Source organism: Leptospira inadai serovar Lyme str. 10, from assembly GCF_000243675.2.
Lineage (GTDB): Bacteria > Spirochaetota > Leptospiria > Leptospirales > Leptospiraceae > Leptospira_B > Leptospira_B inadai.
Map to the genome: position 1 here is coordinate 38,055 of NZ_AHMM02000015.1, position 25,866 is coordinate 63,920.

Consider the following 25,866-nt stretch of genomic DNA (forward strand, 5'->3'; position numbering starts at 1 on the left):
GCAATGCCACATAATTAATGACTACGACTTTTCCGTTAAGAGAAAACCCTTTTCGGAATCGTATAGATTCTTACGGTATGTCTATGAACGAAATTGATTGGCCAACGATTCTTCGATTCCAATGGGTCATCGGTCCGGCCTTCGCCGCCCTTGGAATTTTGCTCGGTTATATTTTCGGAGGCTTCCTAGTTCCGAAGCTCGCTCGTAATCTTACGAAAGATAAATTGGATAAGAAACATCCGCTCTACCTCGCATTATTGTCCTTCGTTCGTTACTTTTTCCTAATATTAGGATTGTACGCCGCGATTCATGCATCCTCGCTGCATGCGGATACGAAGATTTCTTATTTCTTATATCTGAAAGTCCTTGCGATCTTATTTTTTACGCTCTCTCTTGCGAACGTCGCAACCGGATTTTTCGAATTATTTTCTTCGAAGAACGAAGGTGTCCTTTCCTCGGCTTCGATTTTGAACAATATTTTGCGCATTTGCGTATTACTGATCGGCGGATTAGTGATTCTACAAACGTTGGGAATTTCGATCGCTCCCGCCTTAACCGCATTAGGCGTCGGAGGATTAGCGGTGGCGTTAGGATTACAGGAAACTCTCTCGAATCTTTTCGCCGGACTGGAGGTCTTATTCAGTAAGAAGGTTCGCGTGGGAGATTTCATCTCCCTGGAAACCGGACAAGAAGGTTATATAGAAGATATCAACTGGAGAACCACCTCTTTGCGAAAACTGAACGGGAGCACGGTCGTCATTCCTAACGCAAAAATGTCCCAAACGACGTATATAAATTATGAGCTCCCATCCTCGAACGTATCCATCGGCGTTTCCCTATCCGTTTCCTATCGAAACGATCTTCAAAGAGTGGAAAGCACCTGCAAGGAAGTCGCCAAACTGACTCTCCAATCTGTTTACGGAAAAGGGATAGACGTAGAACCTAACGTGCGTTTCCAGGCATTCGGACCGTCTAGCATCGATTTGACGGTTACATTTCAATTAAAGGAAATAACCGATCAATATTTACTGAGATCGGAATTCATAAAATCCTTGCACGAAACGTTCAAATCGGAGGGAATCGAATTCCCGATATCCGCGCAAAACCCGATTTAGACGATTTTATTGCGAATATATCTTGATGACCTGAAAAGGTGAACCTTATGCGAATCGAAAATTATCGAGGTCTTTGGTTTTATATCCACGTTCTGAGCTTGGATATTTGCTTAGGCGTGGTCGGATCCGGGGCCTATGCAGTCACGGTCACAGGCGCCAAAATGAAATGGGCATGGTGGATCCTTCTCCCGCTGAGCGTCTGGGTAGTTTACACAGCGGACCATTTATTGGACGGAAGAAAAGTAGGCGAATCCTCCGTTAATCCGAGGCACAAGTTTCATTTCGAATATTCAAAAATACTAATCATATCGGCGGTCTGTGGTGCGATCTTTTGCGCGGTGCTCGCCCTTTTCTTTGTAAGAGAGATCGTTTTTTGGGGAGGACTGATCCTTTCCGTTCTCGCAATCATTCACTTGTCATTGGCCTCCTGGGGAAAAATCAGGTTCGGAAAAGAATTTTCCGTAGCGACTATTTACACGCTAGGAGTTTGGTTCGGTCCCCTGCTAGTGGCGGGTTTCCGCTCCTGGCTTACGGGAGTCTTACTTATGCTTTTCTATTTGGGAACCGTCTTAAACTTAATCATGAACTCGTTGATGGAAATGGACTTGGACGAAAAAGAAGGGCTCGTTTATTTTCTCGGAACGTTTTCTCCCGAATCGGCGAGAGATTGGGTGCTCCGATCTTCCCTCTTAGGAACCGTTATGGGGATTTTACTCGCGGGTTGGGTACGCAAATTCGAACCTACCCATCCGGTTTCCACATGTATTTTCGCCGGGTTACTTTGCGCTGTTCCGGGAATAATCTTACGATACTCGGATTTTTTTTCAGGTTCCCAACGATATAGAATCCTAGGAGAAGGGATCTATTTAACAGGTTTTATTCCTTGGTTTCTATCTTGGTATTCGTAATCAGAGGACAGAAGACAGAACATTGATGAACGGAGTTTCCATGTTCTACAGAAAGATTCTTATGGTAGCAGAGAATTTTCCCCTCCTCTATTACCTTTTCAACGTCTAGCAGCTACTGTCTTCCGTCCTCTGACCTCTGTCTTCTGGGAGAGAGAACATTGATAAGCGGAGTTTCCACGCTCTAAAGAAAGATTCTTATGGTAGCAGAGAATTTTCCCCTCCTCTATTACCTTTTCAACGTCTAGCAGCTACTGTCTTCCGTCCTCTGACCTCTGTCTTCTGAAAAGGACAGAACATTGATGTGCGGAGCTCCCACGCTCTAAAGAAAGATTCTTGTGTTATAGTAGATTCTTCCTCTACTTCCGTGGCCTTTCCAACTAGTAGCAGCTACTGTCTTCCGTCCTCTGAAAGCGAACGCGTCTGGCTTCCGCCCTCTGTCCTCTGATTCAAGGCGCTATATAAACACTCGCTCCCTTTTCTAAAAACTCTTCCGACTTCTCCTTCATTCCCTCGCTTACCGCATCTAGTTCCGATATTCCTTTTTCTTCGGCATATTTTCGAAGTTCCTGAGTCAGATTCATCGAGCAAAAATGAGGACCGCACATGGAACAAAAATGCGCGGTCTTCATCCTATCCTGCGGTAAAGTTTCATCGTGAAATGATTGCGCCGTTTCCGGGTCCAAGGAGAGAGCGAACTGATCGTCCCAACGAAATTCGAAGCGGGCCTTGCTCAATAAATCATCCCTTTGTTTGGCGCCGGGATGTCCTTTGGCAAGATCGGCCGCGTGCGCCGCGATCTTATATGCGATCACTCCTTGCTTGACGTCCTCTTTATCCGGAAGCCCTAAATGCTCCTTCGGGGTCACATAACAAAGCATCGCCGTTCCATGCCAACCGATAATCGCGGCACCGATCGCCGAAGTGATATGATCGTAACCCGGTGCTATATCGGTAACCAGCGGGCCGAGAGTATAGAAGGGAGCTTCCTTACAAATTTCCATTTGAAGATCGACATTCTCTTTGATGAGATGCATCGGGACGTGACCCGGCCCTTCGATCATCACTTGAATATCCTCTTCCCATGCTTTCTGAGTCAGTTCGCCTAACGTTCTTAATTCTCCGAACTGAGCCTCGTCATTCGCATCCGCGATGCTTCCCGGTCGAAGTCCGTCCCCCAGAGAAAAAGAAACTCCGTATTTTTTCATGACTTTACAAATTTCGTCGAACCGTTCATAAAGAAAATTTTCTTTATGATGAGCCAAACACCATTTTGCGATGATCGAACCGCCCCTCGAAACGATGCCCGTAGTACGCTTTGCGGTTAACGGAATGTATCTTAACAAAACACCCGAATGAATCGTAAAATAATCCACTCCTTGTTCGGCCTGCTCCTCCAACGTCTCCAAAAAGACGTTTAGGTTTAGATTCTCCGCCTTGCCCTTCACTTTTTCCAGAGCCTGGTATATGGGAACCGTTCCGATCGGAACCGGCGAATTACGAATCACCCACTCGCGGGTCTCATGGATGTTTTTTCCGGTGGAAAGATCCATGACCGTATCGGCTCCCCATCTAACGGCCCATCTCAGCTTTTCGACTTCCTCTTCGATGGAAGAGGAAAGTGCGGAATTTCCTATATTCGCATTTATCTTTACCAGAAAATTCCTACCGATAATCATCGGCTCGAGTTCCAAGTGCCTTTTATTGGAGGGAATGATCGCGCGACCTCGTGCGATTTCAGAACGCACGAATTCGGGCTCCATGCCTTCTCTCAGAGCTACGTATCTCATCTCTTCGGTTACGATGCCGCGTCTGGCATAGTACATCTGAGAATGATTCGAGTCCTCGTTTCTTTGCCGGATCCAGGGTTCGCGTATTTTCGGAATTCCGATTTTAAAATCGCGCGGGATCTCCCCTTTTCCCCAAGGACCTTCGGTAGTATAAGCATGATATCGAGTTCCATCCGTAAGACGAATCTCTTTATTGGGAATTTGGTACTTAGATGCGAAATCGTTTTGAATTGGGTCCATATGCCTCTCCAACCGAAGGGAGGAAAAGCCGGATCAGAAAACAAGATATGCGAAAGAAGGAAACTCTCCGTTTAAACTTTCCGAGGAATCGGCATCAAACAGAAAAAGTTAATATACTTGAGAGCAAATCCTTCCGCTCATCCGTTTTCCTTCGCAGGCATTATCCTGATCAGGTTCCGGGGACTCTCTCAGAGTCGCCAAATGGCGTCCCACCCCCAACGGTTCACTTCCATTAGCCGGTATTTTCATTAGCTTGCAAGGACTTTTCCCTAGTCTGCAACGCGGAGGCCAAGCAATTTTAAGTATGGAATGATCGTTCAGCAACAAGAAAAACTTCTCCCTATCGATGCGTTCAGAATCCGATCTTTCGCATCGCGTTCTACATTCTCATGGGGAATAGATACATTCACGATACAAACTCCTTCCTGCTGAACATTCATTCGCTATATTCAAAATCAGAGGGACAAAACGAAAGTTAAACGATCCATTTTAAAAATTTTTCGTGTTGCATTGCAGAAAAATTATCGTCGACGAGATTACCTAACTCATGTTCGAAATAAAAAAATAGAAAAGAGGACTTTTTTATTTAGCTTCGATTATCTGTTTGACAGCGAACGGAAGCTTCTTAGAGTCCTGTCCTATGCCTGGGACAGGCAATAGACATAAAATGTCCTGGCTTTACGACACTTCACGATACGAAAAGTTTAAAGGAGCTATATAAATGGTTCGTAACATAAGCAAAGTTGTGCTTGTCTTCGCCGTTCTTTTTTCGGCAGCGAGCATAAGCGCAAAATCATACGTCTTCGGGAGCCTTGGTACTCAGTTCGACCTCGGACAACTCGGCGGCACAATCACTAAAGATGGTCTGGATGCATCCAATAACTTTGACGTCGCTCCGTCATCTGCTAATGCCAACGCGGGTGTTTCGCCACGTCGCGCGATCATTCCGGAAAATCGTCTGATCACTCTTCAACACACAACAAACGGATTGATCAGCGCGAAAACCTCCGGAGCCATGACCGGTGGAGTGATATCCGTCGGATATGAAAAGGACTTTGGAAAAGCATTCTTCTGGAGAATTTCAGGTAACTATACCAGAAAAATCATGGGTGGAGATACCACTGCAAAGTTTGCCGGATACGAATACTACAATATTCATTGGGATTATAACGCCATTCAGATTCCCGTAAACGTAGGTATCAAACTTTCCGTATCGGAAGACGCGGCGATTTATATCGGAGCCGGTATTCACTACTTCAAAGGTGGATGGAGCTTAGCAGGTAGTAACCACGCTGAAGACGTACACCAATACTTGGTCACAACTCTTGGAGCAGGAAACACGATTACGAATCTAGTCGCCGATGGAACAAGCCCTCAAGCGAACTGGGAAAATACTCGTTTTAGCGTGGCCGGATTCGCTCCAAACTGGTTGATCGGAGCGCAAGCGAGACTTACCGACAAAGGCCACTTCTTCATGGAAGCGGAGACTCTCTACTCCTTCCAATACGGAGTGGGCCATACTCATTCCTTGGGTGGTATTATCAGCTTAGCCCCAACTCCGGCTTATCCGATTGTTTTGGGCGGAACTCAATACCGTTTCGGATACAAGCTCGAAATCTAATCTTCAAGCTTAACCCGTTCTTAAAAGGCTCCATTCGGGGCCTTTTTTATTTATCGGAGAGACCGCCCTTTCCGGTTAGCGGCACGAATTTCACTTCGATTCGCCTCTTTTCTTCCCACCGATCATTACGTTTTAATAAAGTAACTAGATGCTGAATATTGCCCGTCCCGGAAATCGGAAAAACCGCGAGCCCACCTTCGCGTAAGCAAAGAAAGAAAGGATGAATGGTTTCCGGGATTTTGGGCAGGCAGGCCGAAGACACAAAGCGAGTAAACATATCTTTCTGCATTGCGAATTCGTATGCGTCTCCGAATCGGATCTGATGGTTCGTCGTGCAACCCGGGGACCAAAGCTCTAAAATTTCCGACGCCCTCCGGTACAATTCGGGAACGATTTCTACCGATACGACTTCGGTTTTCATTTCGATTAAAAGTGCGGTCAGATAACCGGATCCTGTCCCTACTTCCAAAACTTTCTCTTTTGGAAGCAGGGACAGCTCTCCTAAAATATAAGCTACGATGTACGGCTGCGAAATCGTCTGCCCGAATCCGATCGAAATCGCTTTGTCTAAATACGCGAGATGTCGATATTCGGAAGGCAGAAAAAGATGCCTTGGCACGTTCCTCATTGCGCGAATAACGAAAGGGTCCGTGATTCCTCTTGCTATGATTTGGTTTTTTACCATCGCCTCTCGTTCGGCGATGGAGTTCTCCGAGTCGAAGAGCGGCTCCGGCCCGAGCGGATGATTTTCCATTGACAGCTAGCCTCGATTTCTTACCTTGGCAGTGGGTTCGGCTCTGTAGCTCAGTCGGTAGAGCAGAGGACTGAAAATCCTTGTGTCGGCAGTTCGATTCTGCCCGGAGCCAAAACCCTCTACTTATTCTTCTTTCTCTCTTCTCCCAATTTCCATAATTCGGAAAACACGACGTCTTGAACCGCCTTGCATAACTCGGGCTTATAAAGTTTCTTTACCGGCGGCTTATGGTAAACGTGAACTTCGTCCGTGTCGGGAATATAAGTCAACATCCGCAAGATTTGATCATCGCCTTCTATTTCGTACATCGTGTACGACATACCCTTGGATGGAATGATTTGAGATGTTTCCAAATATTTCATAATTTCCTCTAAGCTAATTCGTTGTTTTTACCCGGCGTGTAAAAACATTCCACCTTCTTTTTTAAAGCCGAAAACTCCTACCGAGACGGAAGGTGGAAACAATATAACTCGAATCGGGAATACTTTCCACAAGATTCCCCTTTTGGAGAAACTGATTATTTCCCGCTTCTTTTTTGCTTGTACTCCTAGCCGGCCTATGCATAGGTTTGTTTATGTCGAAACATCCAGGTAGAGACGACGAGGCGTTCTTAGTCGGAATCACCGGAATGATCGGCGGAGGAAAGTCGGCCGCCTCAAAGTTCCTCGAAGAATTGGGAGCCTTCCGGATCAGCGCGGATGAAATCGCGCGAAAGTACACCGACCCGGATAGCCCGATCAAAGACGAACTTGTAAAGGCCTTAGGTCCGGAAATTTTAGATGAGTCCCGAAAACCGGACCGAAAAAAGATCGCTAAACTGGTCTTCGGGAATTCGGAGAAACTCGCGGCATTGAATAAGCTGGTTCATCCTCTGATTCGAGAGGAATTTCGAGGAATTTTGAAAAACCAGGCGGGAAGTCGTTTAGTGGTTTGGGAGGTCCCTCTCTTATTCGAAACCGACTCTTACACCCTTTGCGACGCGACTGTTTGCGTGGTTTCCGACCCGAAATCCTCCTTAAAACGAACCGTCGATCGGGACGGTATTTCCATGGAAGAAGCGGAAGCGCGCGCAAAAAGCCAGCTTTCTCTCCAGGAAAAATCGGAAAGAGCCGATTATGTCCTTAGGAACCTAGGGGACTTGGAAGACCTAAAGAAGAATTGTGCAAAGCTGTTCTCGGAACTAAAAGGCAGGATGAAATGAAGGAAAAAGTATTCTACGTAATTAATTTAGATAATAAACGGATCACATTGCTGTCCGCTTTTCTGATCGGCCTTCTATTCTCTTTCTTCTTTCTCGGAGTTTCGATAGGAAGAAAAAGAGGTCAAGTCCAGGAGGACCTATCGTTAAATTCGCTTAACAATTCAACGACGGCGCAACCCGCCGAACCGACCCAAGGACAAACGCAGCATATCGCGATAAATTCCTCCGCTCCTCAGAACGGCACCCGCGAAGAGGAGATAAAATTTCGGAACCTGCCTCCGGGATCGGAGATCGTGGATCTTCGCAGTACCGTTTCTCCGACAAAAAAGGAAGAGGTGGCGAAAATTTCCGCGGATGCCCCCGGCGAACCGCATAAGGAGAAAAAACTCGTAAAGCGCGAGAAGGATTCCAAAAAATCGGAAATCGTTTCACGAAAATCGGCGCACAGAAACGAAGCCGGATTTTATGTTCAGATTGCCGCCTTTAAAGGCCGCGAAAAAGCGGACGAATTAAAATCATCGATCGGCGGAAAAAGTTACGTAAAAAAAACGAAGAACGGATATTTCACAGTGCGAATGGGCAATTTTTCCACGCGAGAAGATGCTGATAAATCCATTAAAAAACTTCCGTCTAACTTAAAAGAGAAAGCAATAGTTTCAAAAGAATAGAAAGATCGGGAAAACGAAAACTTCCGAATCTATTTTTCTATTGACCCAAATGCTATGGGGGCCCAAGTGTTGCTTACAGAAATGGATCTGAAAGAACTTGAACCAGTTCGTCTAGCCGTAGTCAGATCCACGATTGTCCGCTTGCGTTCTACGTATTCGGATCTTCTTACCACGATAAAAGGGTACGACGGCATTCCTCATTTTTTTGAAAATAATTTGTATGCCCCCGCAAATAAGGAAGAGAGGGATAACGCTCTCGAAAATCTGTATGAAAAACTGAAAACCGTCGCAGGAAAGGCTATGACGGACAGCATTCATCAGATTATTCTCCTGAATAAAATAACGGATTCTCTAGACTTTGATACGGCGCGAATCGTAATCGAGAATAACTTACTGGATAACGGGACCATCAAACAGGAAAGTCTTTACGCTGCCATCGGAGAAGTGGGACGATATGAAGATCGACGGGAACAAATCCGGATGGTCGGCGAGACCCTACGGTTCTTTTTTTCCCTCTCGAAACTTCCGATGGTAAAATTGATCATGGCTCCCATTAAAGTCGCCGCATCCATGGTCGGAGCCACATCGCTAGTCGATACGATGGAAGCAGGTTACGGCCTTTCGAGTAAAATCAAGGATTTGAATCCCTTTATAGAAGCGTTTCAGGATCGCGAAAATCGTTTAGTTACCAAGCTAGAAGACGGACAAAAATACTCCTATAGCGACGGAATTTAAAACCGGCTCGTTCCTAAAAACCCTTCGCTTATTTACAGAAGAAACTTCCTTCTTGCAAATTTTCGCGCCTCTTTAAATGCTTTGTCCGTACTTTCAGTCGATTAGCTGGAATAGGAGAAATCGCATGTTCATCGGTCATTATAGCGTTTCCTTTGCGCTCAAGAAGGCGGAACCAAAGACCCCGCTTTGGACGACTCTTGTAGGCGTTCAGTTCGTCGACATCCTCTTTATGATTTTCATTTTGTTCGGAATCGAAGGCGTTCGATTCGTTCCCGGTTTTACCGAAATGAACAATTTTGATTTATTCTTTATGCCCTATACGCATAGCCTCGTTGCCGGAATTCTTTGGGGCATTCTGATATTTTTTCTTTCAAAATACGTTCTGCTAAAATCCAAACCCTATGACTCAAAAACGAAAACGAAGATTTCTTTTTTGATCGGGATCTCGGTCCTTTCCCATTACTTTGCGGATTTGTTGATGCACACTCCGGATCTTCCGATTTTTTGGGACCCGGGTCCCAAAATCGGATTCGGACTTTGGAAAAATCGCGTTCTTTCCATTACCCTGGAAATCATCGTAACCTTAGTCGGACTGATTCTTTATTTCCGCGCGACAAAACCGGGAAGCACCTTTGCCGGCAAGTATGGCATGCAATTTTTTGCGGCATTCCTCATCCTTCTCGCAATAGTAACTCCTTTCTTTCCTCCTCCGACAAGCGTTCCGGATTTTTCCGCACAGGCGCTTTTCGGGTACATCGTAATCGCCGCGTTAGGCGGATGGTTGGATACGAAGCGTATCGCTAAGGATTCCTGAAGGCAGCGCCGAGGAAATCAGGATGAAAATGGAATCCCGCATCAGCATCATCACTCTCGGAGTTTCCGATTTGCAACGTTCCGTAAAATTCTATAGGGACGGACTCGGATGGCCTTTGTCCGGCGCCAGCGAAGAAGCCATCGCGTTTTTTCGCACGGGTGGAATCGCTCTTGCGCTGTTTCCGAGGGAGGACCTGGCTAACGATGCCACTGTAGATTCGGCGGGTACCGGTTTTCGAGGATTTACGCTCGCTCATAATGTCCGGCTCGCAGAGGACGTCGACCGCACTCTGGATTTCGTAAAACGGAGCGGGGGCAAAATCGTTCGTCCTGCACACGATGCGGTTTGGGGAGGACGCTCCGGTTATTTTTCGGATCCGGACGGTTTTTTATGGGAAGTCGCCTGGAACCCGCATTTTCCCATGAACGATGACGGAAGCATTCGGCTACCTATTTAAGTAAATTATTATTTATTAATATATATCCAAAAATAAAAATGACTGACTACCGAAGTTTTCCCGGATTACCCGGGTCCATCCTGATCGTATTGGCTACGATTATAACGACGTTCATCGTCGGGTTCCTATTCAATCAAATCGATCACGCGTCAGGAATCGGCCTTACGGAAACCGAGCTCCTGGGGATCACGAACACCGTTTCAATTGGATTCGTCACGATTATGGGTTGGTATTTTACGGGACGACGATTCTCGGAAGTATTTTCATTACAAAAACCTAAATTATTAGAATCTCTTTCGATCGTCCTGACCTGTATCGGCTTTACGATCCTGATCTCCGAAATCGATAACGTTTTCTCTCTGCTTGTTCCCAAGCCGGATTTTATTTTAGATATGCTGAATCGACTTTTTTCCGACAATGATCTGGTTGGGACCGCTATCGCCTTAATGATCGTCGCGCCGTTCACGGAAGAATTTTTGTTTCGAGGACTTATTTTTGACGGTTTAAAACGAAACTACTCCTTCAGAACGGCGGCATTGCTTACCGCCTTATTATTCGGGATTTTGCATTTGAATCCTTGGCAATTTTTAGGAGCGAGCGTCGTGGGCTATTATTTTGCTTGGTTAGTTGCGAAAACGGGATCCGTTGCACAGCCGATTTTAGCTCATATGGTATTTAACGGTTTTCCGATTTTGGTTAAGCATGGATTTCAAATCAAAATCGAAGGGTATACGGGTGAATCCATGGCCAACGGATTACTACAGCCCATATGGCTGGATATCTTGGGTATCGTCATTATGGTATTCGGAATGCTGATTTCGATAACCCTTTTTCGCCAAAGATCGAAACTTTCAGAGGACTGAGGACGAAAGACAGCAGCTGCTAGACGTTAAAAAGGCAGCCGAGGTAGAGGACCGATCTACTATAACACGAGAATCTTTCTGCAGTATGGAAACTCCGCTTATCAATGTTCTGTCCTCCGTCCTCTGTCTTCAGTCCTCTGTATGGGCGCCTCCCTGCATTCGCAGGGACCGGGCTGTTTCGGGTTCGGCTATCCGCCTCATCCCGCATGGAAATACCATGAAATAAAAAAATTCCGATATTAGCCATGCGGGACTTCGCCCTTCACATCCCTGGCGCGGTACTAGGTCGTACTAGTGCAATGATTCGGGCGGGCCCCCACCCTGATTTCGGGTGGCGGAGGAGGGCTCGTGGGCGAGGGTGCTTGGTCTATATCATAAATCTCTGGATTCGCCAAGCTTTTTTTAAATAAACTTTTTTGTGGGAGCTCCCACCCAGAGGACAGAAGACAGTAGCTGCTAGAAATTGGAAAAGTTACCGATGTCTTCAGTCCTCTGACAAACCCGGCTTTACGCTTCCTAGGGGGCGCTACCGGGTCTTGCGCTCTCTCGCGTTCGAGTCCCTAGAATTTATTGTTGATTCAAATTAAACCAATAGGACGGGAATTTTTTGCGAGTGGAGGGACTCGAACCCCCACACATTACTGCACCAGAACCTAAATCTGGCGTGTCTACCAATTTCACCACACTCGCGATGCGATCTACTTAGTCATTTTTTAGGTCGGGAATCGGAAGTCAAGGATATTGAAAAGCGATTTTGCAAGACGACCTTGCTAGGATACAATCGCTTCCTATGGGGCGCGATTGTGTGAGTGGAGGAACTCAAACCCCCACTCATTACTGCACCAGAACTCCAATCTGGCGTGTCTACCAATTTCACCACACTCGCGATGCGATCTACTTAGTCATTTTTTAATGAGAAGTCGGAAGTCAAGGATATTGAAAAGCGATTTTGAAAGACGACTTTTCTAAGATACAATCGCTTCCTATGGGGCGCGATTGTGTGAGTGGAGGGATTCGAACGACGGCGCACATGAGATTACTGCAAGGATCGAAATAGAGGCGATATCGCCTCCGCCAAAGGAAGATCCTCCGATCTTGTGATTTTCAAATTATAGGGATGAGATTCGATCAGCTTCGTTGTAATACCGAAACTTTCGGCCCATGTGCAAAGATCCGTCGGCTCTTGTAATCCCCGATCGGAATGCAGTTTTTTTAATATATCCCCTCGAACGGCTTGGGGTGTCTTCATAAACCATATCGTGTCACGATCCAGAAATCGAATTTGTCCGCGCTCTTCCTGCAAAACCGTTTCATAATTTCGATTCGCCAAGGTGGATACGCCCGATTCTTCTGCGCCTAATGATAAACGATCCAGGTCCGAAGGAAGCACAAACGGTCTTGCCGCATCGTGTATAAGCACCAGGTCCGAATCGGAAATTTGAATACTTTTTAAGCCCGCAAGAGTCGACTGATGTCGAGTCTCCCCACCTTCCACGATCCTATCTCTTTCTCTCAGATATGGAGCGCAAAGTCTTTCGGTCTTTTCCATATAATCCTGATGCGAAACCAGGACTATACTTTTAGACTTCCCCCACTCCAGAAACGCATTCAAACTATGTAATAGAATCGGGCTGCCTTCCAATTCCATGAATTGCTTAGGTAAGGGGGAATTCATCCGAGAACCGGTTCCCCCTAAGAGAAGAATTATATATAGATTCTCAGAGGGGAACCAGGATTTCATTCTGAACGATCTGTTCCAAGTTTTGTCTTTTTCGGATTAATTTATAAGCCCCATCCGTATCGAAGAGTATCTCCGGCGTTTCCGGATACGAATTATAATTCTTAACCGACATGGAAGAACAATAGGCGCCGGCACCTTCCATAACGACTAAATCTCCGATCTTCGGTTCATGCGTTTTCCTTAATTGAGGTCCGCCTCCCTCTTCCTGGGTGATCAAATCGCCGCTCTCGCAACAGTGGCCTACGTAGACGAAATCGGCGATAGATCTCGATTCGTCCCCGCCCGAAGGAACGACTACCAGCGGATGCTTGGCCGCATAGAGAGCCGGGCGGGTATTCACATCCATACCCATGTCCAATTTTACGAACGTATATCCATCCTGACCGGTAGTAACGATATCATCCACTCTGGCTATGATGGCGCCATTATTCACCATCAGAAAAGAACCGGGCTCGATCTCCATCCGTAGTTTCGTTCCTTTTTCCTTCGCAAACGATTCGAACAATTCCCGAACCGGACCGCCGATCGTTTGCGGGTCGGTGGTCTTTTCCCCCTGCATTCTTCCGACTTTAAAGCCTCCACCCATATTAACGATTTTGCAAGTAGGAAACTGGGCGGCTATTTCCAAAGTGTAATGAGCGACGGCCTTCCATACTTCCGGATCGGAACCGGAACCGATATGAGTGTGGATTCTGACGACGTTTAAATCGTATCCGGAAACGATCGTCTTAACCCGATCTATTTCTTCGTGCCAAATTCCGAATGAGGAAGTCTTTCCTCCTACATCGGTCTTTTTTGTAGCACCTGAACCGAGTCCGGGATTGAAACGAATGCTGATATCCCGACCTGGAAATAATTTTCCGAATTCTTCCAACTGTCGAAGCGAACAAGCGTTGAACTGAACTCCTTGTTCTACCAGATCCTTAAGGGAAGCTGCACGCTGTTGGGAAGTAAGCAAAATATCTCCGGGTTGAAATCCTGCCAAGAGAGCCCTGGCGACTTCATGTTCGGAGGAGGCATCGATATGAACCCCTTTTCTTCTCAATATTTCCAGGATCGTCCTTCCAGGATTCGCTTTCATCGCGAATCGTACGGTAAGGCCGAAGGCGTTCGGGAAAGCGAGAGCCGCATCACAGCTGGATTCGATTCCTTTTCTGGTATAAACGAAGACGGGAGTTCCGTAGGATTCCGCGATTTTTCTCGCTTCATCGGTCGTCAAAAATTTTAGATTTTCTATTGATTGCATACGTATCGAGGCTTTTCTAGATAGTTCTAGGCCATCATTTCGATCGGTCGGGGTTTTTTCAAAGGCAAAATTCTAATATGGCAGGCAAAATCACCCATCTGGAGGCTCTGTCGCAAGTGTGTAAACACTTGGATCACGGCACTCAGGAACAGCGCAAAATCGCAAGGCTGTTACGGGAAGAAAATACCCGTAAGTACGCGAACATAGGCGCGATCGCTCCCGATATTTTTTATTTTTATCATATTCTTTCCCCCAGAAGAACTAAAAAGGCGACGGACTGGGGCGATCTCAGTCATCACGAAAAAGTTTTCGAACTCGTGACCAGTTTTTTGGATAGAATCCTTTCGACCGAAGAGGGAATTTATCGGGATCGATTTCTCGCGTTCACTCTAGGATATATCATTCATTGTGCGGTCGATATCGTCACCCATCCTTATATCTTTTTTATTTCCGGAGACTATTATAGTTCGAACAAGGAAATCGGAAGCCTAGCCCAATACAATCATATGAGAGTCGAATTCGCCATCGATTCCTGGTTATTGGATTTTCGCTGGGGAATGACTCCGAAAGCGTATGATTTCGTACATCATGTGGATGTGATCCACAAGGCAAAAGACGGAAAACGAAAAATGGATCCTATGCTCTGGCATTTTTGGCTCAATGGATTGAAAGAGACTTTTCCGGAACTCTTTAGGTCTAAATACTTAGGCTCGGAAGACAAAATCATTCCGGGAGATATTCTAAACGAATCCTTTCTGGGTTATTTACAATTTCATAAATATCTGGATTCTAGAAGCCGTTTCGTACGTGCGGCGCTAGGTTTTATCGATAAGATTTCGTTTCACAGAGTAAAATCTTCGGTTCTAATGCTTCCTTTAAAGGAAGATATTGATAAGAGAATTATGAATGAGGAAAAAAGGGATTGGTCCTACCCTGCGGACCCGTCTCTTGTGCGGAACGATTCGTTTATCGAATTGCTCAACCGATCCTGCGATCTCGCAAAGGACGCGGTTACGACGGCCTGGGATTATTTGCAAGATAAAACGTCCAGGGCGACCTTCTTGAAGGAATACCAAGGATACAACCTAGATACGGGATTGCGCTACCATGGAATCGATAAGATGAAACAATTCTCCCCGTTATAAATTCAAAAACCCTTTAAACGAAACATGAAAAAAGAACCCGTAGATTTTCTCGCCCGCTATTTCGTTACTCTCTTCCGGGAACGCATCCAGAAATATTTGGATTCAAAGAACCCGGTCCGGAAACTTATTTATCTTTGCCTAGGGCTCGTATTCGCGAACGGTTTTCTTTTCGTTTTTTCGATAAAGGATATTTGGAGAGTTCCCCAGGCAAACCTTTATGAAAAGCCCTCCCTTCTTTACGGAGTGAATACCGACGGAAAGTACGAACCCATCGCGGAATTTTATCGATTTTCCAGAATCGTGCTCACCGAAGCAGACCTCCCCGGAGGCTTGGACAATAAAGTGATTCGGTGTTTCGAATCCACGGAAGACAATAATTTCCGATCGCATAGAGGTCTGGATATTCGAGGAATTTTGCGGGCCGCCATGGTCAATTTAATTGCCGGCAGGGTCAAGGAAGGAGCGTCAACCATTACCCAGCAGGTCGCAAGATTAAAGTTTTTGAATACGGAACGATCCTTTCTAAGAAAAGCCAGGGAAGCTTGGCTTGCCTTATTACTGGAAGCTAACTTCGATAAAAAAACCTTAATGGAGATTTATCTTAACGAGATTCCGCTCGGCCATGGAACAATCGGAGCCGGAGCGGCGGCCCGATTCTATTTTAGAAAGGACATCAAAGATTTGAGCTGGGGGGAGGCCGCACTTTTAGCCAGCTTGACGACCCGCCCCAAGGAATTCTCCCCTCTCGTAAATCCGCTCACTTCGGAAAGTAAAGTCAGAGTCGTGTTTAAGAAACTGGTAGAAAACGGAATTCTGGACGTGCAGACCGCGGAAAAAGAATTCGATGCATTTTCCGAATATTATATTACCTTAAATAGATCCCCTAATGATTCGGCCTTTTCGGATAGATTGAATCGATTCCCCTATTTTACCGAATACGTCCGCAAAAATCTCGCCCGATATATTCCTAAGACCCAACTCTACGAAGGCGGTCTAAAAATATATACGACCCTGAATATCCAGCACCAAAGCCAGGCGGAAAAAGCCTTGGCTACAGGTCTCAAACAGCAAACGCAATTATCGAACCAGCGAGCCTTTACTAAGATCGACGCGTTCGAGGACGCTTACGGGGATGTGTATGAAGTCTTGGCAGGATTGCACGATATCCCGGAGTTTAAATTCAAAATATCGCGTTCTTTCAGAACCTTCAACCGTGCTTGGCAGGAAGATATACGAGACGAACTTTCCGTTTTGAATTTAATTTCCGGAACGGAAGGTCTAGGCGAAGTGGTGGATTGGAGTTACAAGACTCAGGCGACGGAGGACCATTTACTTCCGGTAGAAGGAGCGCTGATCTCGATTCGTCCCGATACCGGATACATCACCGCGATGGTAGGCGGCTCGGGATTTCGCTCGGATAATCAACAAATACGCGCTTTCCAAGCCTATAGACAACCCGGTTCTGCGTTTAAACCTCTCGTTTATGCGTCGGCCATGGAATATTATCATCAGCATCCTGATCCGAAAAAAAACGTGACTGCGGCATCCTTGTTCGACGATTCCCCCTTACAGTACGTGCTCGAGGACGGAGACGAATGGAATCCGACGAACTATTCCGGAGAATATTCGGGATTTATAAGATTGAGACAGGCGCTCGAACTTTCCAGGAATAGCGTCGCAGTCCGACTGTTGGAACACACCGGGTTAAATAATCTAGTACCCAATCTGGAAAAACTTCTACAAATCGAAAACAGGAATCTCCCCCGGGATTTTTCAATCGCATTAGGAAGTTTTGAAGTATCTCCCTTCGAACTAGCCAGGGCTTATTCGGTTTTCGCCTCCGGGGGGAAACAAATCCTCCCCTTGAGCGTTCTCTATGTGGAAGATGATAAAGGAAATCTAGTAAAAGATTTTCGAAAAGAATACGAAAACAAGGAGCGCAAACAATTAATCTCTCCGGAAGTCAGCTATATCATTACGTCGATGATGGAGGACGTGATTCGAAAAGGAACCGGAACGGGAGCAAGATCGTACGGACTGACTCGTCCTGCAGCCGGTAAAACGGGAACCACTAATAATTTTAGAGACGCTTGGTTTGCCGGATATACTCCGGAATTGGTGGGCGTGGTCTGGGTGGGTTACGACACCGGAACGCTTTCTTTAGGTAAAGGAATGTCCGGAGCGGTCGTCGCGGCTCCGATCTGGGGTCGCTTTATGGCAAACGCATTGTCTAAGGAAAAATCCAAGCCCTTCGATTTTGGCGAAGTGAGAATCGTTCGAAGAACCATCTGTTCCATCTCGGGAAAACTTCCCGGAAGCCATTGCCACCAAACCGAAGAGGAAGTATTCGATAAGGACACGGTCCCGACCGAAATATGCGACGATCACCGAGGACTGGGGGAACCCGGTTTTGCGCCGGTCCAACGCCCCGCGCCGACCAAAAAGAAAAAACCGAATCTTTTTGAAGGGGATGAAGACGTAATTCGTTAGAATCCCAACCGAACCTCTATCGGATAACGGCGGCTTTCCGTCGCATTAGCGAGAAACACCGAACGAAGCTCCGCAAAAAGAGTTGTCGTTTTCGGAACGCGCTGCCAAATAGATTTTATTCTCAGGTATTTTTAATAGCATTCAGGAGTAACAGATGGCCATCGGTAAGGACAATAATAACAGCGTAATCGGCCCCGGTTCTATCTTCGAGGGTAAATTTTATATCGCTGGTTCCCTACGCATCGACGGAAAATTCGAGGGAGAAATTAAGACCGACGACGCACTCTTCATCGGAGAAACGGGAAAAGTCCGAACCAATATCTCGGCTAGAGAGGTCATAGTCGCAGGTACTTTAATAGGAAATATTAAGGCTGAGGCCGAAGTTCGTCTCGAAGAAACCGGGCGTCTCTTAGGAGACATTATCGCCCCTGCTCTTTCCCTGGCAAAAGGGGTGGTTGCAAAAGGGAATATAACCGTTACCGGCGGGCAAAAGAAGGATGTTAAGAAAATTGTGGAAGAATCCTTCGGCGGGACCCGAACTTTGGACAACGGAAAGGAAGAATAACTCCGAAGATAGCAGGTTTATCTTTTTTCCAACCTAGAGCCTCCTTCCTGTCGAAAAACTCGGGCAGAGTCAAAGCTGCCCGACCGATAATTAAAACGTATGATCTTTAAGAAGCCCAGACAGCTAACCGCCGGAAAAGAATTACTCCGGACGGATAATTTCACGCTGATTTATCTAGGCTCCTTCCATTTTCATTATTCCTTTTATTTTAAAGGCAATCTATACCACGGAAGTGTGGACTTCCGAAGACGAAAATTCCGGATGATTCCTGCGATTGCCTCCGTACTTTTCGTACTCTTTTTCCTGGGGATCTGGATGAGCCCGTCCAATGCGTCCATGGAAACCAAAGTCGACGAAATTTCCGAAAATGATTCGGAGGATCTGAAGGCCAAAAAAGGGGACGAGAAGTTTCTGGAAGAATCGGAAAAAGCGAAACTCACCATTTTGATGGCAAATGAGATTCGCAATCCGGCTGATAAAAAGAAGCAACTAAAAGTAATAACGTATAAGGTTAAGCGCAACGAGTCTCTCTCGGAAATTGCGACCCGTTTCAAAGTTTCCATGGAATCGATCGCAGGTTCCTCCAATATCAATTTGGAAGAAACTTTATATCCCGGTCAAATCCTGCAAATACCGAATAAGCAGGGACTTCTATATAAGGTCAAGGCAGGGGATACGATCGCAAGAGTTGCGTCTTTATACAAAGTTAATTTGGACGAAATCCTGGAGGAAAATAAACTCGATGATTTGGACGTCCTTCGTCCCGGACAAAAGGTGTTCCTACCGGGCGCGGTAATCCCGGATCCGACTCCAAAATGGGTGGTTCCGGTTTCTTCGCATATCGTCACGTCCAACTTCGGATGGAGAACCTTCCCTCAGCATAAATTCCACGAGGCGCTGGATTTAAAAGCCAACTACGAAGCCGTAATGGCGGCCCGGAACGGGAAGGTCATCTTTGCCGGCTGGATGGGCGGTTACGGAAACGCGATCGTTCTGGAGCATAACGACGACTTCAAAACCTTGTATGCGCATAACTCTCGCTTAAACGTAAAACGGGGAGACTATGTGGTCGGAGGGAAAAAGATCGCCACTTCCGGTTGCACCGGTTACTGCTTCGGACCTCATTTGCATTTTGAAGTCATTCACAAAGGTAAATCCGTAAATCCGGCCAAATATCTGAAAGGTTTGGCTTTCAAAAGAGGATCTAAACCGAATCATTAAGCACGGCAGGAAGCGGCTGATCGACCTTTCTTCTTGCCTAATTCACCCGTTTTAAAAACTCTTCGGAACATGTCCTTCCTCCGAAAGAATATTCCTCCTGCCTTACACTTTTCTATCATAGCCTTCCTTTTTTCGTGCGGGCCTTCGTTTGCGGAGTTGATCGAACGAAGGACCTCCAACTCGTATGCATCCACTCAAGCGATGGAAATTTTTTTCGCGACGGTGCGATCCACGAATCCCGCGGCTCAGGTCGCTTGCTCGAACGCGTATTTTATGGTTTTCGGGAATCAGATACAGAAAACCGGAAGCTGTGTGGTCAGCGTTCCCGCCGACAGGGAAGTCGGCGAAATTCCGTTCGGACTCGGTGCGAAAGATAAGTTCTTCCAATTTTTAGAGCACAGAATTAACGCCGGAAACCTTTCCATCGAAGAATCCGAAAAGCTATGGTGGAATAAAATCGAAGCCGATCCCTTCGAGGAAATTATCGTGTTCATCCACGGATTCAATGTCGGATTCGAAGAGGCTGTTTTGCGTGCCGCCCAATTGAAATACGATTTAAAATTTCCGGGTCGCGTCGTGACGTTTACCTGGCCTGCGGGGGGTGACGCGTCGCTTTTAGGCTCTCTGCTTCTGAAAAATACGTATGAAAAAAACCTGGTTTCGGCCAGAGCCAGCAGGGAACCGTTTAAAATTTTCTTAAAGAGAATGATCAAAACCGGAAAAAAAATCCATTTGCTGGTTCATTCGATGGGGCATCAAGTCGCGCTCAAGCCAATCGCAGAAATAGCAAAAGAATCTTCGAATTCGTTTATTCATGAACTAGTGCTAAACGCACCCGACTACGAAACCGGAGAATTTATTCTTTTGCTCGATCCGTTGATAAGATCGTCTTCCAGAATTACATTATATTGTTCGCCGGGCGATTCGGCTTTGCTTGCATCTTCGCAGATTCACCAAACCGGTCGCCTCGGTAATTGCTCGAAATTTCCCGGAATCGACGTCGTTAATGTGAATCCCATCGATTCTTCGATGATTTCTCTTGGCCACGGATATTATTCATCCAGACCTATCCTTACCGATCTATATCAACTTTTCCTGGGAGTAAAGGCCGATAAGCGTCTCTTCATCCGAAAATCCTACGGAAACGAAAACTACGTCCTTCGTAACTGAAAAATAAGCAAGAAGGATTAGTTTTCAGGAAATTGGGTATAAGATTCGAAAGAAATTTTTGGAACACCTGTTCGAATTAGCGAAAATTCTTATATTCTTGAAATTTTCTATATTGGAAACACTTACGCAATAAAAAATTCAATCGCGATCGATTAATGATTGCACCTGACACTTCTTCGTTTTTGCAAACCTTTTTGTTCATAATTTCATTAAGGAATTTATATTAATGTGATTGAAACTATAACTTTTATTCGTAAATTAGATGCATGCTCACGAAACCGAAAATTCTCGTCGTTGAGGATGAAATCATCGTCGCCGTTAATCTAGGCCAAAAGCTAAAAAAGCTAGGCTACGATCTCGTGGGCATAACCTCTTCGGGAGAGGAAGCCATCCAGAAAGCCGAAGAGAATCAACCGGATCTAGTATTAATGGACATTAATATTGAAGGAAATTTGGACGGAATACAAACTGCCGAAGTATTACGAAATCGATTTCAAACTCCCGTTATTTATCTTACGGCGTACGCCGACGAGAATACTCTCAATAGGGCAAAAAGAACGCAGCCATTAGGCTATATCGTAAAACCCTTCGAATCCGATCAACTTAGATCTTCCATCGAAGTTGCACTGTATAAAAACGAAGTGGAATTCAAGAATCGGAAAAGCGAAGAATCGCTAAAATCGACTTTGAACAAAATCGAATCCGGTATCATTACGACCGATGAGAACGGCCTTGTGGTATTTTGCAACCCTGCCGCAGAGCAGATCACGGGACTTAACTTTTCGGAATGCATCGGACAACCGCTTTCTAAAATCCTGAAAATAAAGGACAATTTAGGAAATCAACGGCAGATTCCGATCTCCGAACTTCTGAGCCAGAACAATAACGTGAGTTGGGACGGATTGGTAGTCGTCAGCGCACTGGGAAAAAAAATTCCCGTTTCGATCAATACTTCTCCGATTTTCAATACGGAAGAGAAAGTAACCGGTTTTATCACCGTACTTCGAACCGAAGATTCGGACGACCCCGGCCAATCCTATCTAAAGGAAATTCATCATCGAATTAAGAACAATCTGACTATCATTTCCTCGATATTAAGCATGAATGCGAATCATCTTAAGGATCAGGAAAGCGTCGATATCTTTAAGGAGAGTCAGCATAGAATTCATGCGGTCGCTCTTTTACACGAAGTTCTTTATGAAAACCATGATCTTTCGTCCATTAGTTTCGATTTGTACGTTCGAAAATTGACGGATCTTTTATTCGAAGTCTATAAAGTGGATAGAAGTAAATTTAAACTGACCTTGGATATTCAAGAGTGTCGCATTCCGAGCGAAACCGGAATGAATTGTGCGTTGATTATTAACGAGCTTTTAACGAATTCGTTTAAACACGGATTCATGGGTCGTGAGACCGGAGAAATCCTGGTTCGATTCTTTAAGAACGACGGGAACTTTATCTTAGAAGTGAAAGACGATGGAGTCGGATTGCCGACCCAAGCCGTCCGAAACCGCAATCCCCATTCGTTAGGACTTTCCTTAGTGGACTCCTTCGTAAAATTATTGCACGGGGTATTGGAATTGGAAAATTCCTCGGGTTGTCTCGCCCGCCTCTCCTTTCCCGTTAAGAAATAATATCTAACTACCGCGAAAACCCTTTCTCAATCCGATCGATATGGATCGAATAAAATGAGAAAAAATGGTAGCCTGGTAAGTTCCCGCCTAGCTATTCTGAACGACATGAAAACTTCTTTCGAATTCTTCGAAATTGTCCCGAGAAATGACGGAACTGCGATCGTTTATTTGAATCGCCCCGATAAAAGAAACGCCATGGACTGGAGTTTCTGGAGAGACCTTCCGGAGGTGATCGAAGAGATCGATTCCGCATCGGATATCAGAGCGTTTGTCATAGCTGCTCGCGGTAAGTCTTTTTCAACAGGTTTGGACTTGGATTCTTTTTTTCAACAATTCGGGAGCATAGTGCAGGGAAGCTACGGAGATGATCGTAAGAAATTCTACAATCTTATCCTCCAGATGCAAAAAGGAATTAATGCGGTTTATGATTCCGCCAAGCCGTCGATCGCTGCAGTACACAAACATTGTATCGGAGGAGGATTGGATTTGATTTCGGCCTGCGATATTCGCTATGCTACTTTGGATGCAAGCATATCCCTTCGCGAAGCCAAGGTAGCCATCGTCGCCGATATGGGATCGATCAATCGACTCCCTAGTATTATCGGGCAAGGTCATACGCGCGAACTTGCCTTTACGGGAAAGGATATCGACGGAACGGAAGCATATAGAATCGGTCTCGTTTCGAAACTATTCGATTCGCAGGAGAAACTCATGGAGGGGGCTCTCGCGACCGCGACTGAAATCGCCGCCAATCCGAAAATCGTCGTTCAAGGTGCAAAGGAAGTCATGAATTTTGCGGAAGGAAAGGCGCTGGACGCAGGATTGAATTACGTCGCTCTCTGGAATTCGAGCTTCTTGGACTCCAGAGACTTCAGAGAGGCCTCTCTTTCCTTTAAGGAGAGAAAGCGTCCCGAATACAATAAACTCTAACGGACGAATCTAGAGGCTTATGCGTAGGCGTCTAGTAAACGGGTTTTTCCTTCGAGAGCCTGGGACTGTAATTTTGCCTCGATGCCGACTTTCAAAAGTTTTGAATTAAGATCCGCCTGTGCTTGAAAGATCTCTTTGGGTAGATTCGCAATTCTTTCGAGCATTAAGGATTGGCTGGCTTGGTTGCTGATTTCCATATTCGTTCCTCTCCGGCAAATTCCGCCGAAATTTTCGGGTTTTTCTCTTTCTGTTTCCCCATTTCAATCATCGGTTAATCGAAGGAAAACTTGATTATTTTAGCTTTTTTTTTAACCTGTCCCCGTCGTGGGATTTCGGGAATTGATACGCAGCGCCATTCAAAGGGAGAGGCAACGGGAATTTACAAAAGCCTTTAATTTGTACAAAGAATCTTTGAATTTCACCGAAAATCCGAAAACCGTCCTGAAAGTGAAGAATCGTCAAGCCTGGTGCCAGTACTACATAGGAAATACCCGGGAAACCTTGAATTTGTTCCAGGAACTCTTGGACAAATTCTCCCTCCATCCCGAAAGTCATCTTCATTACTCGAATTATCTAATCAAAGTTCACAATTATAAACTCGCAAAAAAGATTTTAGGGAAAGCCGTGGAATCTTTTCCGGACCAACTAGAATTGTACTTAACTCTGGCGAGTCTCTTGAAAGATACGGACCGGTCCAATGAAGCGATTGCGGTTTTAAAACAGGCATTATCGCAGGAAAAACTCTCCCGTGGGCGAGGAATTAAAAGAAAGGATATATGGGCCGAATTAGGTTACCTTTATTTCCAGAGAGGCGATTATAATTCCGCGCTCGCATCCTTAAAAACCGCCATGAGGATGGATGAAGAGGAAACCTTCCTACATTACGATATGATCGCGCAATGCTACTTGAAAGTCAGCGATCATAAGAATGCTTTAAAATTCATCGATCTTTATATTAAATACTTCGGAGAATCCGACGCGGACATCCTGGTCGTTAAGGCTCGAGCGCACGCGCAACTCGGGGAAAGTCACTTGGCCTGCGCGTCTCTTCTGCAAGCCTACTCGATGGAAAACGGATTAAAACTTTCCGCCGAAGATATGGTGGACTTCGGCCCTTTGTTGCAAACGGGTTTTTTTGATACCCTGGAAAACGTGGAAATCGACGAAGCTTAAACGATCTTTCGACGAATTCGCTTTCCTCTTCCGATCGAAAAAATCTAGAATCTAAAGATTCTTTAATAAAGGTTTTAGCTCTTCCAAAATCTGCTCTTCAGGAACCGTAATATCCAGTTTTTCTATTCTTTTCGGAACTCGACCGGAGGCTACGTCGTCCGCAAGAGCCTTTATCTTAGCCAGAATGACTTCGTCAGTACAATTAGAAATAGATAATATATTCGGAATATCCCGTCCCCAAGAAAAACGCAATCCCGGAGAATCTACGAAGAACGATTCGGTAATTCCGTCTCCTTCCTTATCGATCATAGTGTATACGGTGGAATCCCCGGTGATGACTACTACTTTCTTACCTTTAAGATACTTATCCACTTTGATACGGGTATTCGTCATATCTCGATTCCAAAGATAATAGTACAATTTATCGATTTGCGCCTCTATAAGGCGATCTCTCCCCTTTTTATATAATTCCCCGTATTTCTTTCCGACTTCCTCTTCGCCTCTCATTAAACCGTCCACTTCTCTCGGACTCGTCGAATGTAGATAATAATCCGGAGCGCCGTTCATATGATTCGTAAAGATACTTTGCTCTTTACGTTCCCCAGGATACGGATTCGCTTCCTGTCCCGGATTTCTCAAAAAATCCAATAAGAACTTTTTTCTAAAATTGGTCTTATCTTTAAGTTCCGAATACCGATTACGCAACGCACCGGTTTTCGGAGAATCCTTGCCATAAATACGCTCCGATCTGGTATATTCGGCATAGGCGGCTTTTTCGGCTCCGTACGATTTGAGCAACTCCTCATCAAACTTTAGTAATAGATCCAACTCTTTCGATCTTTGTTCCGGCTCTCCTAGATTCGCGGAGACGACTGCTGCGTTGTCCGAAGCCGAATTCTTTACCTCGGAATTCTGCGACGTATTTTTCACCTGACTCGATGCAGGTCGACTCCGTTCGGCCTCTGGTAATTTGCGATATTCCTGCTCAAGCTCCCGTAATCGAGTGTATCGATAAATTTTTTCGAGATATTCCCGCTCCTTCTCGCGAACTTGTGCCGGATCGTCGAACCCATCCTTTAATAATGTAAGCTGTCCCCGTTCGATGATCACTAGGGTGGACTCGGAGTTATCTTTCGCTGCATTCCGATCCGGGAGCGCCTTTCCATCCTTATCCACTAGCTGTATATAATGAAAGGCCAAGCGATCCGTGCGAAAGTCGGTAATATTGCCGACCTCGGGTGCAATTTGCAGATCCGGCGAGGAGGAAGCGGCAGTAAAGGCCCATACTATAAGAATCGGAGGGTATTTTTTTATGATCGCACCGAATGAAATAGGAATACGTAGCATGACTATTTTTAATATCGGTCAATCGAGGGAAAGAGAAAAGG

23 protein-coding genes, 3 tRNA genes, 2 pseudogenes and 1 riboswitch are annotated in these 25,866 nt (G+C 45.6%); of the genes and pseudogenes, 19 read left to right on the forward strand and 9 right to left on the reverse strand.

The window, feature by feature from the left end; all coding sequences use genetic code 11:
* Positions 1 to 83: 83 nt before the first annotated feature.
* A complete protein-coding gene (locus tag LEP1GSC047_RS03850; RefSeq protein ID WP_039934093.1) occupies positions 84 to 1,115 on the forward strand; it encodes a mechanosensitive ion channel family protein in 1,032 nt (343 codons plus the stop codon).
* Positions 1,116 to 1,162: 47 nt separating this feature from the next.
* A complete protein-coding gene (locus LEP1GSC047_RS03855) occupies positions 1,163 to 2,023 on the forward strand; it encodes an LA_0991 family prenyltransferase-like protein (protein WP_010414372.1) in 861 nt (286 codons plus the stop codon).
* Positions 2,024 to 2,469: 446 nt separating this feature from the next.
* On the opposite strand, the gene thiC is transcribed toward LEP1GSC047_RS03855, so the two are convergent.
* The gene (thiC, locus tag LEP1GSC047_RS03860) at positions 2,470 to 4,050 is read right to left on the reverse strand and encodes a phosphomethylpyrimidine synthase ThiC (RefSeq protein ID WP_010414374.1); all 1,581 of its coding nucleotides are present in this window, start codon (positions 4,048 to 4,050) and stop codon (positions 2,470 to 2,472) included.
* Between the two features lie 129 nt (positions 4,051 to 4,179).
* A riboswitch (TPP riboswitch) is annotated at positions 4,180 to 4,277 on the reverse strand.
* A 494-nt stretch (positions 4,278 to 4,771) separates the two neighbouring features.
* On the opposite strand from thiC, the gene LEP1GSC047_RS03865 reads away from it, so the two are divergent.
* Positions 4,772 to 5,671: a porin OmpL1 gene (locus LEP1GSC047_RS03865; protein WP_010414376.1), complete on the forward strand. Its 900-nt coding sequence runs from the start codon at positions 4,772 to 4,774 to the stop codon at positions 5,669 to 5,671.
* 46 nt (positions 5,672 to 5,717) lie between these two features.
* On the opposite strand, the gene LEP1GSC047_RS03870 is transcribed toward LEP1GSC047_RS03865, so the two are convergent.
* A complete protein-coding gene (locus LEP1GSC047_RS03870; RefSeq protein WP_010414378.1) occupies positions 5,718 to 6,425 on the reverse strand; it encodes a protein-L-isoaspartate O-methyltransferase family protein in 708 nt (235 codons plus the stop codon).
* A 39-nt stretch (positions 6,426 to 6,464) separates the two neighbouring features.
* Here LEP1GSC047_RS03870 and LEP1GSC047_RS03875 point away from each other — a divergent pair.
* Positions 6,465 to 6,537: transfer RNA gene (locus LEP1GSC047_RS03875), tRNA-Phe, on the forward strand.
* A 7-nt stretch (positions 6,538 to 6,544) separates the two neighbouring features.
* On the opposite strand, the gene LEP1GSC047_RS03880 is transcribed toward LEP1GSC047_RS03875, so the two are convergent.
* The gene (locus tag LEP1GSC047_RS03880) at positions 6,545 to 6,787 is read right to left on the reverse strand and encodes a hypothetical protein (RefSeq protein ID WP_010414380.1); all 243 of its coding nucleotides are present in this window, start codon (positions 6,785 to 6,787) and stop codon (positions 6,545 to 6,547) included.
* 212 nt (positions 6,788 to 6,999) lie between these two features.
* Here LEP1GSC047_RS03880 and coaE point away from each other — a divergent pair, with 212 nt between their 5' ends.
* The 6 genes from coaE (at position 7,000) to LEP1GSC047_RS03910 (ending at position 11,163) form a co-directional block, all read left to right on the forward strand.
* Positions 7,000 to 7,626 (forward strand): dephospho-CoA kinase, encoded by a 627-nt coding sequence (coaE, locus tag LEP1GSC047_RS03885; protein WP_010414382.1) that lies wholly within the window; start codon positions 7,000 to 7,002, stop codon positions 7,624 to 7,626.
* Positions 7,623 to 8,294 (forward strand): SPOR domain-containing protein, encoded by a 672-nt coding sequence (locus tag LEP1GSC047_RS03890; protein WP_020988532.1) that lies wholly within the window; start codon positions 7,623 to 7,625, stop codon positions 8,292 to 8,294. Before coaE ends, LEP1GSC047_RS03890 begins: the two co-directional genes overlap by 4 nt.
* Before the next feature lie 81 nt (positions 8,295 to 8,375).
* Complete coding sequence (locus LEP1GSC047_RS03895) at positions 8,376 to 9,029, forward strand: FFLEELY motif protein (RefSeq protein WP_010414386.1); 654 nt, start codon at positions 8,376 to 8,378, stop codon at positions 9,027 to 9,029.
* 124 nt (positions 9,030 to 9,153) lie between these two features.
* Positions 9,154 to 9,843, forward strand: coding sequence for a hypothetical protein (locus LEP1GSC047_RS03900; RefSeq protein ID WP_010414387.1), 690 nt, complete (start codon positions 9,154 to 9,156; stop codon positions 9,841 to 9,843).
* 28 nt (positions 9,844 to 9,871) lie between these two features.
* The gene (locus LEP1GSC047_RS03905; RefSeq protein ID WP_039934267.1) at positions 9,872 to 10,300 is read left to right on the forward strand and encodes a VOC family protein; all 429 of its coding nucleotides are present in this window, start codon (positions 9,872 to 9,874) and stop codon (positions 10,298 to 10,300) included.
* Positions 10,301 to 10,338: 38 nt separating this feature from the next.
* Positions 10,339 to 11,163 carry a CPBP family intramembrane glutamic endopeptidase gene (locus LEP1GSC047_RS03910; RefSeq protein WP_010414389.1) on the forward strand — a complete coding sequence of 275 codons (825 nt, stop codon included), beginning with the start codon at positions 10,339 to 10,341 and terminating at the stop codon, positions 11,161 to 11,163.
* 608 nt (positions 11,164 to 11,771) lie between these two features.
* Here LEP1GSC047_RS03910 and LEP1GSC047_RS03915 read toward each other — a convergent pair.
* The 4 genes from LEP1GSC047_RS03915 to LEP1GSC047_RS03930 form a co-directional block, all read right to left on the reverse strand.
* A tRNA-Leu gene (locus LEP1GSC047_RS03915) sits at positions 11,772 to 11,853 on the reverse strand.
* 114 nt (positions 11,854 to 11,967) lie between these two features.
* Positions 11,968 to 12,049: transfer RNA gene (locus LEP1GSC047_RS03920), tRNA-Ser, on the reverse strand.
* 150 nt (positions 12,050 to 12,199) lie between these two features.
* Positions 12,200 to 12,904 (reverse strand): IspD/TarI family cytidylyltransferase, encoded by a 705-nt coding sequence (locus tag LEP1GSC047_RS03925; protein ID WP_010414390.1) that lies wholly within the window; start codon positions 12,902 to 12,904, stop codon positions 12,200 to 12,202.
* The gene (locus LEP1GSC047_RS03930) at positions 12,882 to 14,150 is read right to left on the reverse strand and encodes a diaminopimelate decarboxylase (protein WP_010414391.1); all 1,269 of its coding nucleotides are present in this window, start codon (positions 14,148 to 14,150) and stop codon (positions 12,882 to 12,884) included. The genes LEP1GSC047_RS03925 and LEP1GSC047_RS03930 overlap by 23 nt, the downstream gene beginning before the upstream one ends.
* Positions 14,151 to 14,227: 77 nt before the next feature.
* Between LEP1GSC047_RS03930 and LEP1GSC047_RS03935 the strand changes: the two genes are divergently transcribed.
* The 8 genes and pseudogenes from LEP1GSC047_RS03935 to LEP1GSC047_RS03965 all read left to right on the forward strand — a co-directional run bounded on the left by LEP1GSC047_RS03935 (position 14,228) and on the right by LEP1GSC047_RS03965 (position 23,305).
* A complete protein-coding gene (locus tag LEP1GSC047_RS03935) occupies positions 14,228 to 15,295 on the forward strand; it encodes a zinc dependent phospholipase C family protein (protein WP_010414392.1) in 1,068 nt (355 codons plus the stop codon).
* Positions 15,296 to 15,319: 24 nt separating this feature from the next.
* On the forward strand, positions 15,320 to 17,785 hold the full coding sequence (locus LEP1GSC047_RS03940) for a penicillin-binding protein 1A (protein WP_010414393.1): 2,466 nt from the start codon (positions 15,320 to 15,322) through the stop codon (positions 17,783 to 17,785).
* Positions 17,786 to 17,939: 154 nt separating this feature from the next.
* The gene (locus LEP1GSC047_RS03945; RefSeq protein ID WP_010414395.1) at positions 17,940 to 18,350 is read left to right on the forward strand and encodes a bactofilin family protein; all 411 of its coding nucleotides are present in this window, start codon (positions 17,940 to 17,942) and stop codon (positions 18,348 to 18,350) included.
* A 99-nt stretch (positions 18,351 to 18,449) separates the two neighbouring features.
* Positions 18,450 to 19,571, forward strand: coding sequence for a peptidoglycan DD-metalloendopeptidase family protein (locus tag LEP1GSC047_RS03950; protein ID WP_010414397.1), 1,122 nt, complete (start codon positions 18,450 to 18,452; stop codon positions 19,569 to 19,571).
* 69 nt (positions 19,572 to 19,640) lie between these two features.
* The gene (locus LEP1GSC047_RS03955; RefSeq protein ID WP_020988293.1) at positions 19,641 to 20,741 is read left to right on the forward strand and encodes an alpha/beta hydrolase; all 1,101 of its coding nucleotides are present in this window, start codon (positions 19,641 to 19,643) and stop codon (positions 20,739 to 20,741) included.
* A gap of 266 nt (positions 20,742 to 21,007) precedes the next feature.
* Positions 21,008 to 21,688: pseudogene (locus LEP1GSC047_RS22480) on the forward strand (response regulator); the annotation flags it as partial.
* Between the two features lie 111 nt (positions 21,689 to 21,799).
* Positions 21,800 to 22,375 (forward strand): annotated as a pseudogene (locus tag LEP1GSC047_RS22485) (sensor histidine kinase); the annotation flags it as partial.
* A 105-nt stretch (positions 22,376 to 22,480) separates the two neighbouring features.
* The gene (locus LEP1GSC047_RS03965) at positions 22,481 to 23,305 is read left to right on the forward strand and encodes a crotonase/enoyl-CoA hydratase family protein (protein ID WP_020988425.1); all 825 of its coding nucleotides are present in this window, start codon (positions 22,481 to 22,483) and stop codon (positions 23,303 to 23,305) included.
* Between the two features lie 17 nt (positions 23,306 to 23,322).
* On the opposite strand, the gene LEP1GSC047_RS03970 is transcribed toward LEP1GSC047_RS03965, so the two are convergent.
* Positions 23,323 to 23,502 carry a hypothetical protein gene (locus LEP1GSC047_RS03970; protein WP_010414402.1) on the reverse strand — a complete coding sequence of 60 codons (180 nt, stop codon included), beginning with the start codon at positions 23,500 to 23,502 and terminating at the stop codon, positions 23,323 to 23,325.
* Positions 23,503 to 23,629: 127 nt separating this feature from the next.
* Here LEP1GSC047_RS03970 and LEP1GSC047_RS03975 point away from each other — a divergent pair, with 127 nt between their 5' ends.
* Positions 23,630 to 24,478 (forward strand): tetratricopeptide repeat protein, encoded by an 849-nt coding sequence (locus LEP1GSC047_RS03975; RefSeq protein WP_020988360.1) that lies wholly within the window; start codon positions 23,630 to 23,632, stop codon positions 24,476 to 24,478.
* Between the two features lie 51 nt (positions 24,479 to 24,529).
* Here the strand turns inward: LEP1GSC047_RS03975 and LEP1GSC047_RS03980 are convergent, their stop codons facing one another.
* Complete coding sequence (locus tag LEP1GSC047_RS03980; protein ID WP_010414405.1) at positions 24,530 to 25,825, reverse strand: hypothetical protein; 1,296 nt, start codon at positions 25,823 to 25,825, stop codon at positions 24,530 to 24,532.
* Positions 25,826 to 25,866 lie beyond the last annotated feature (41 nt).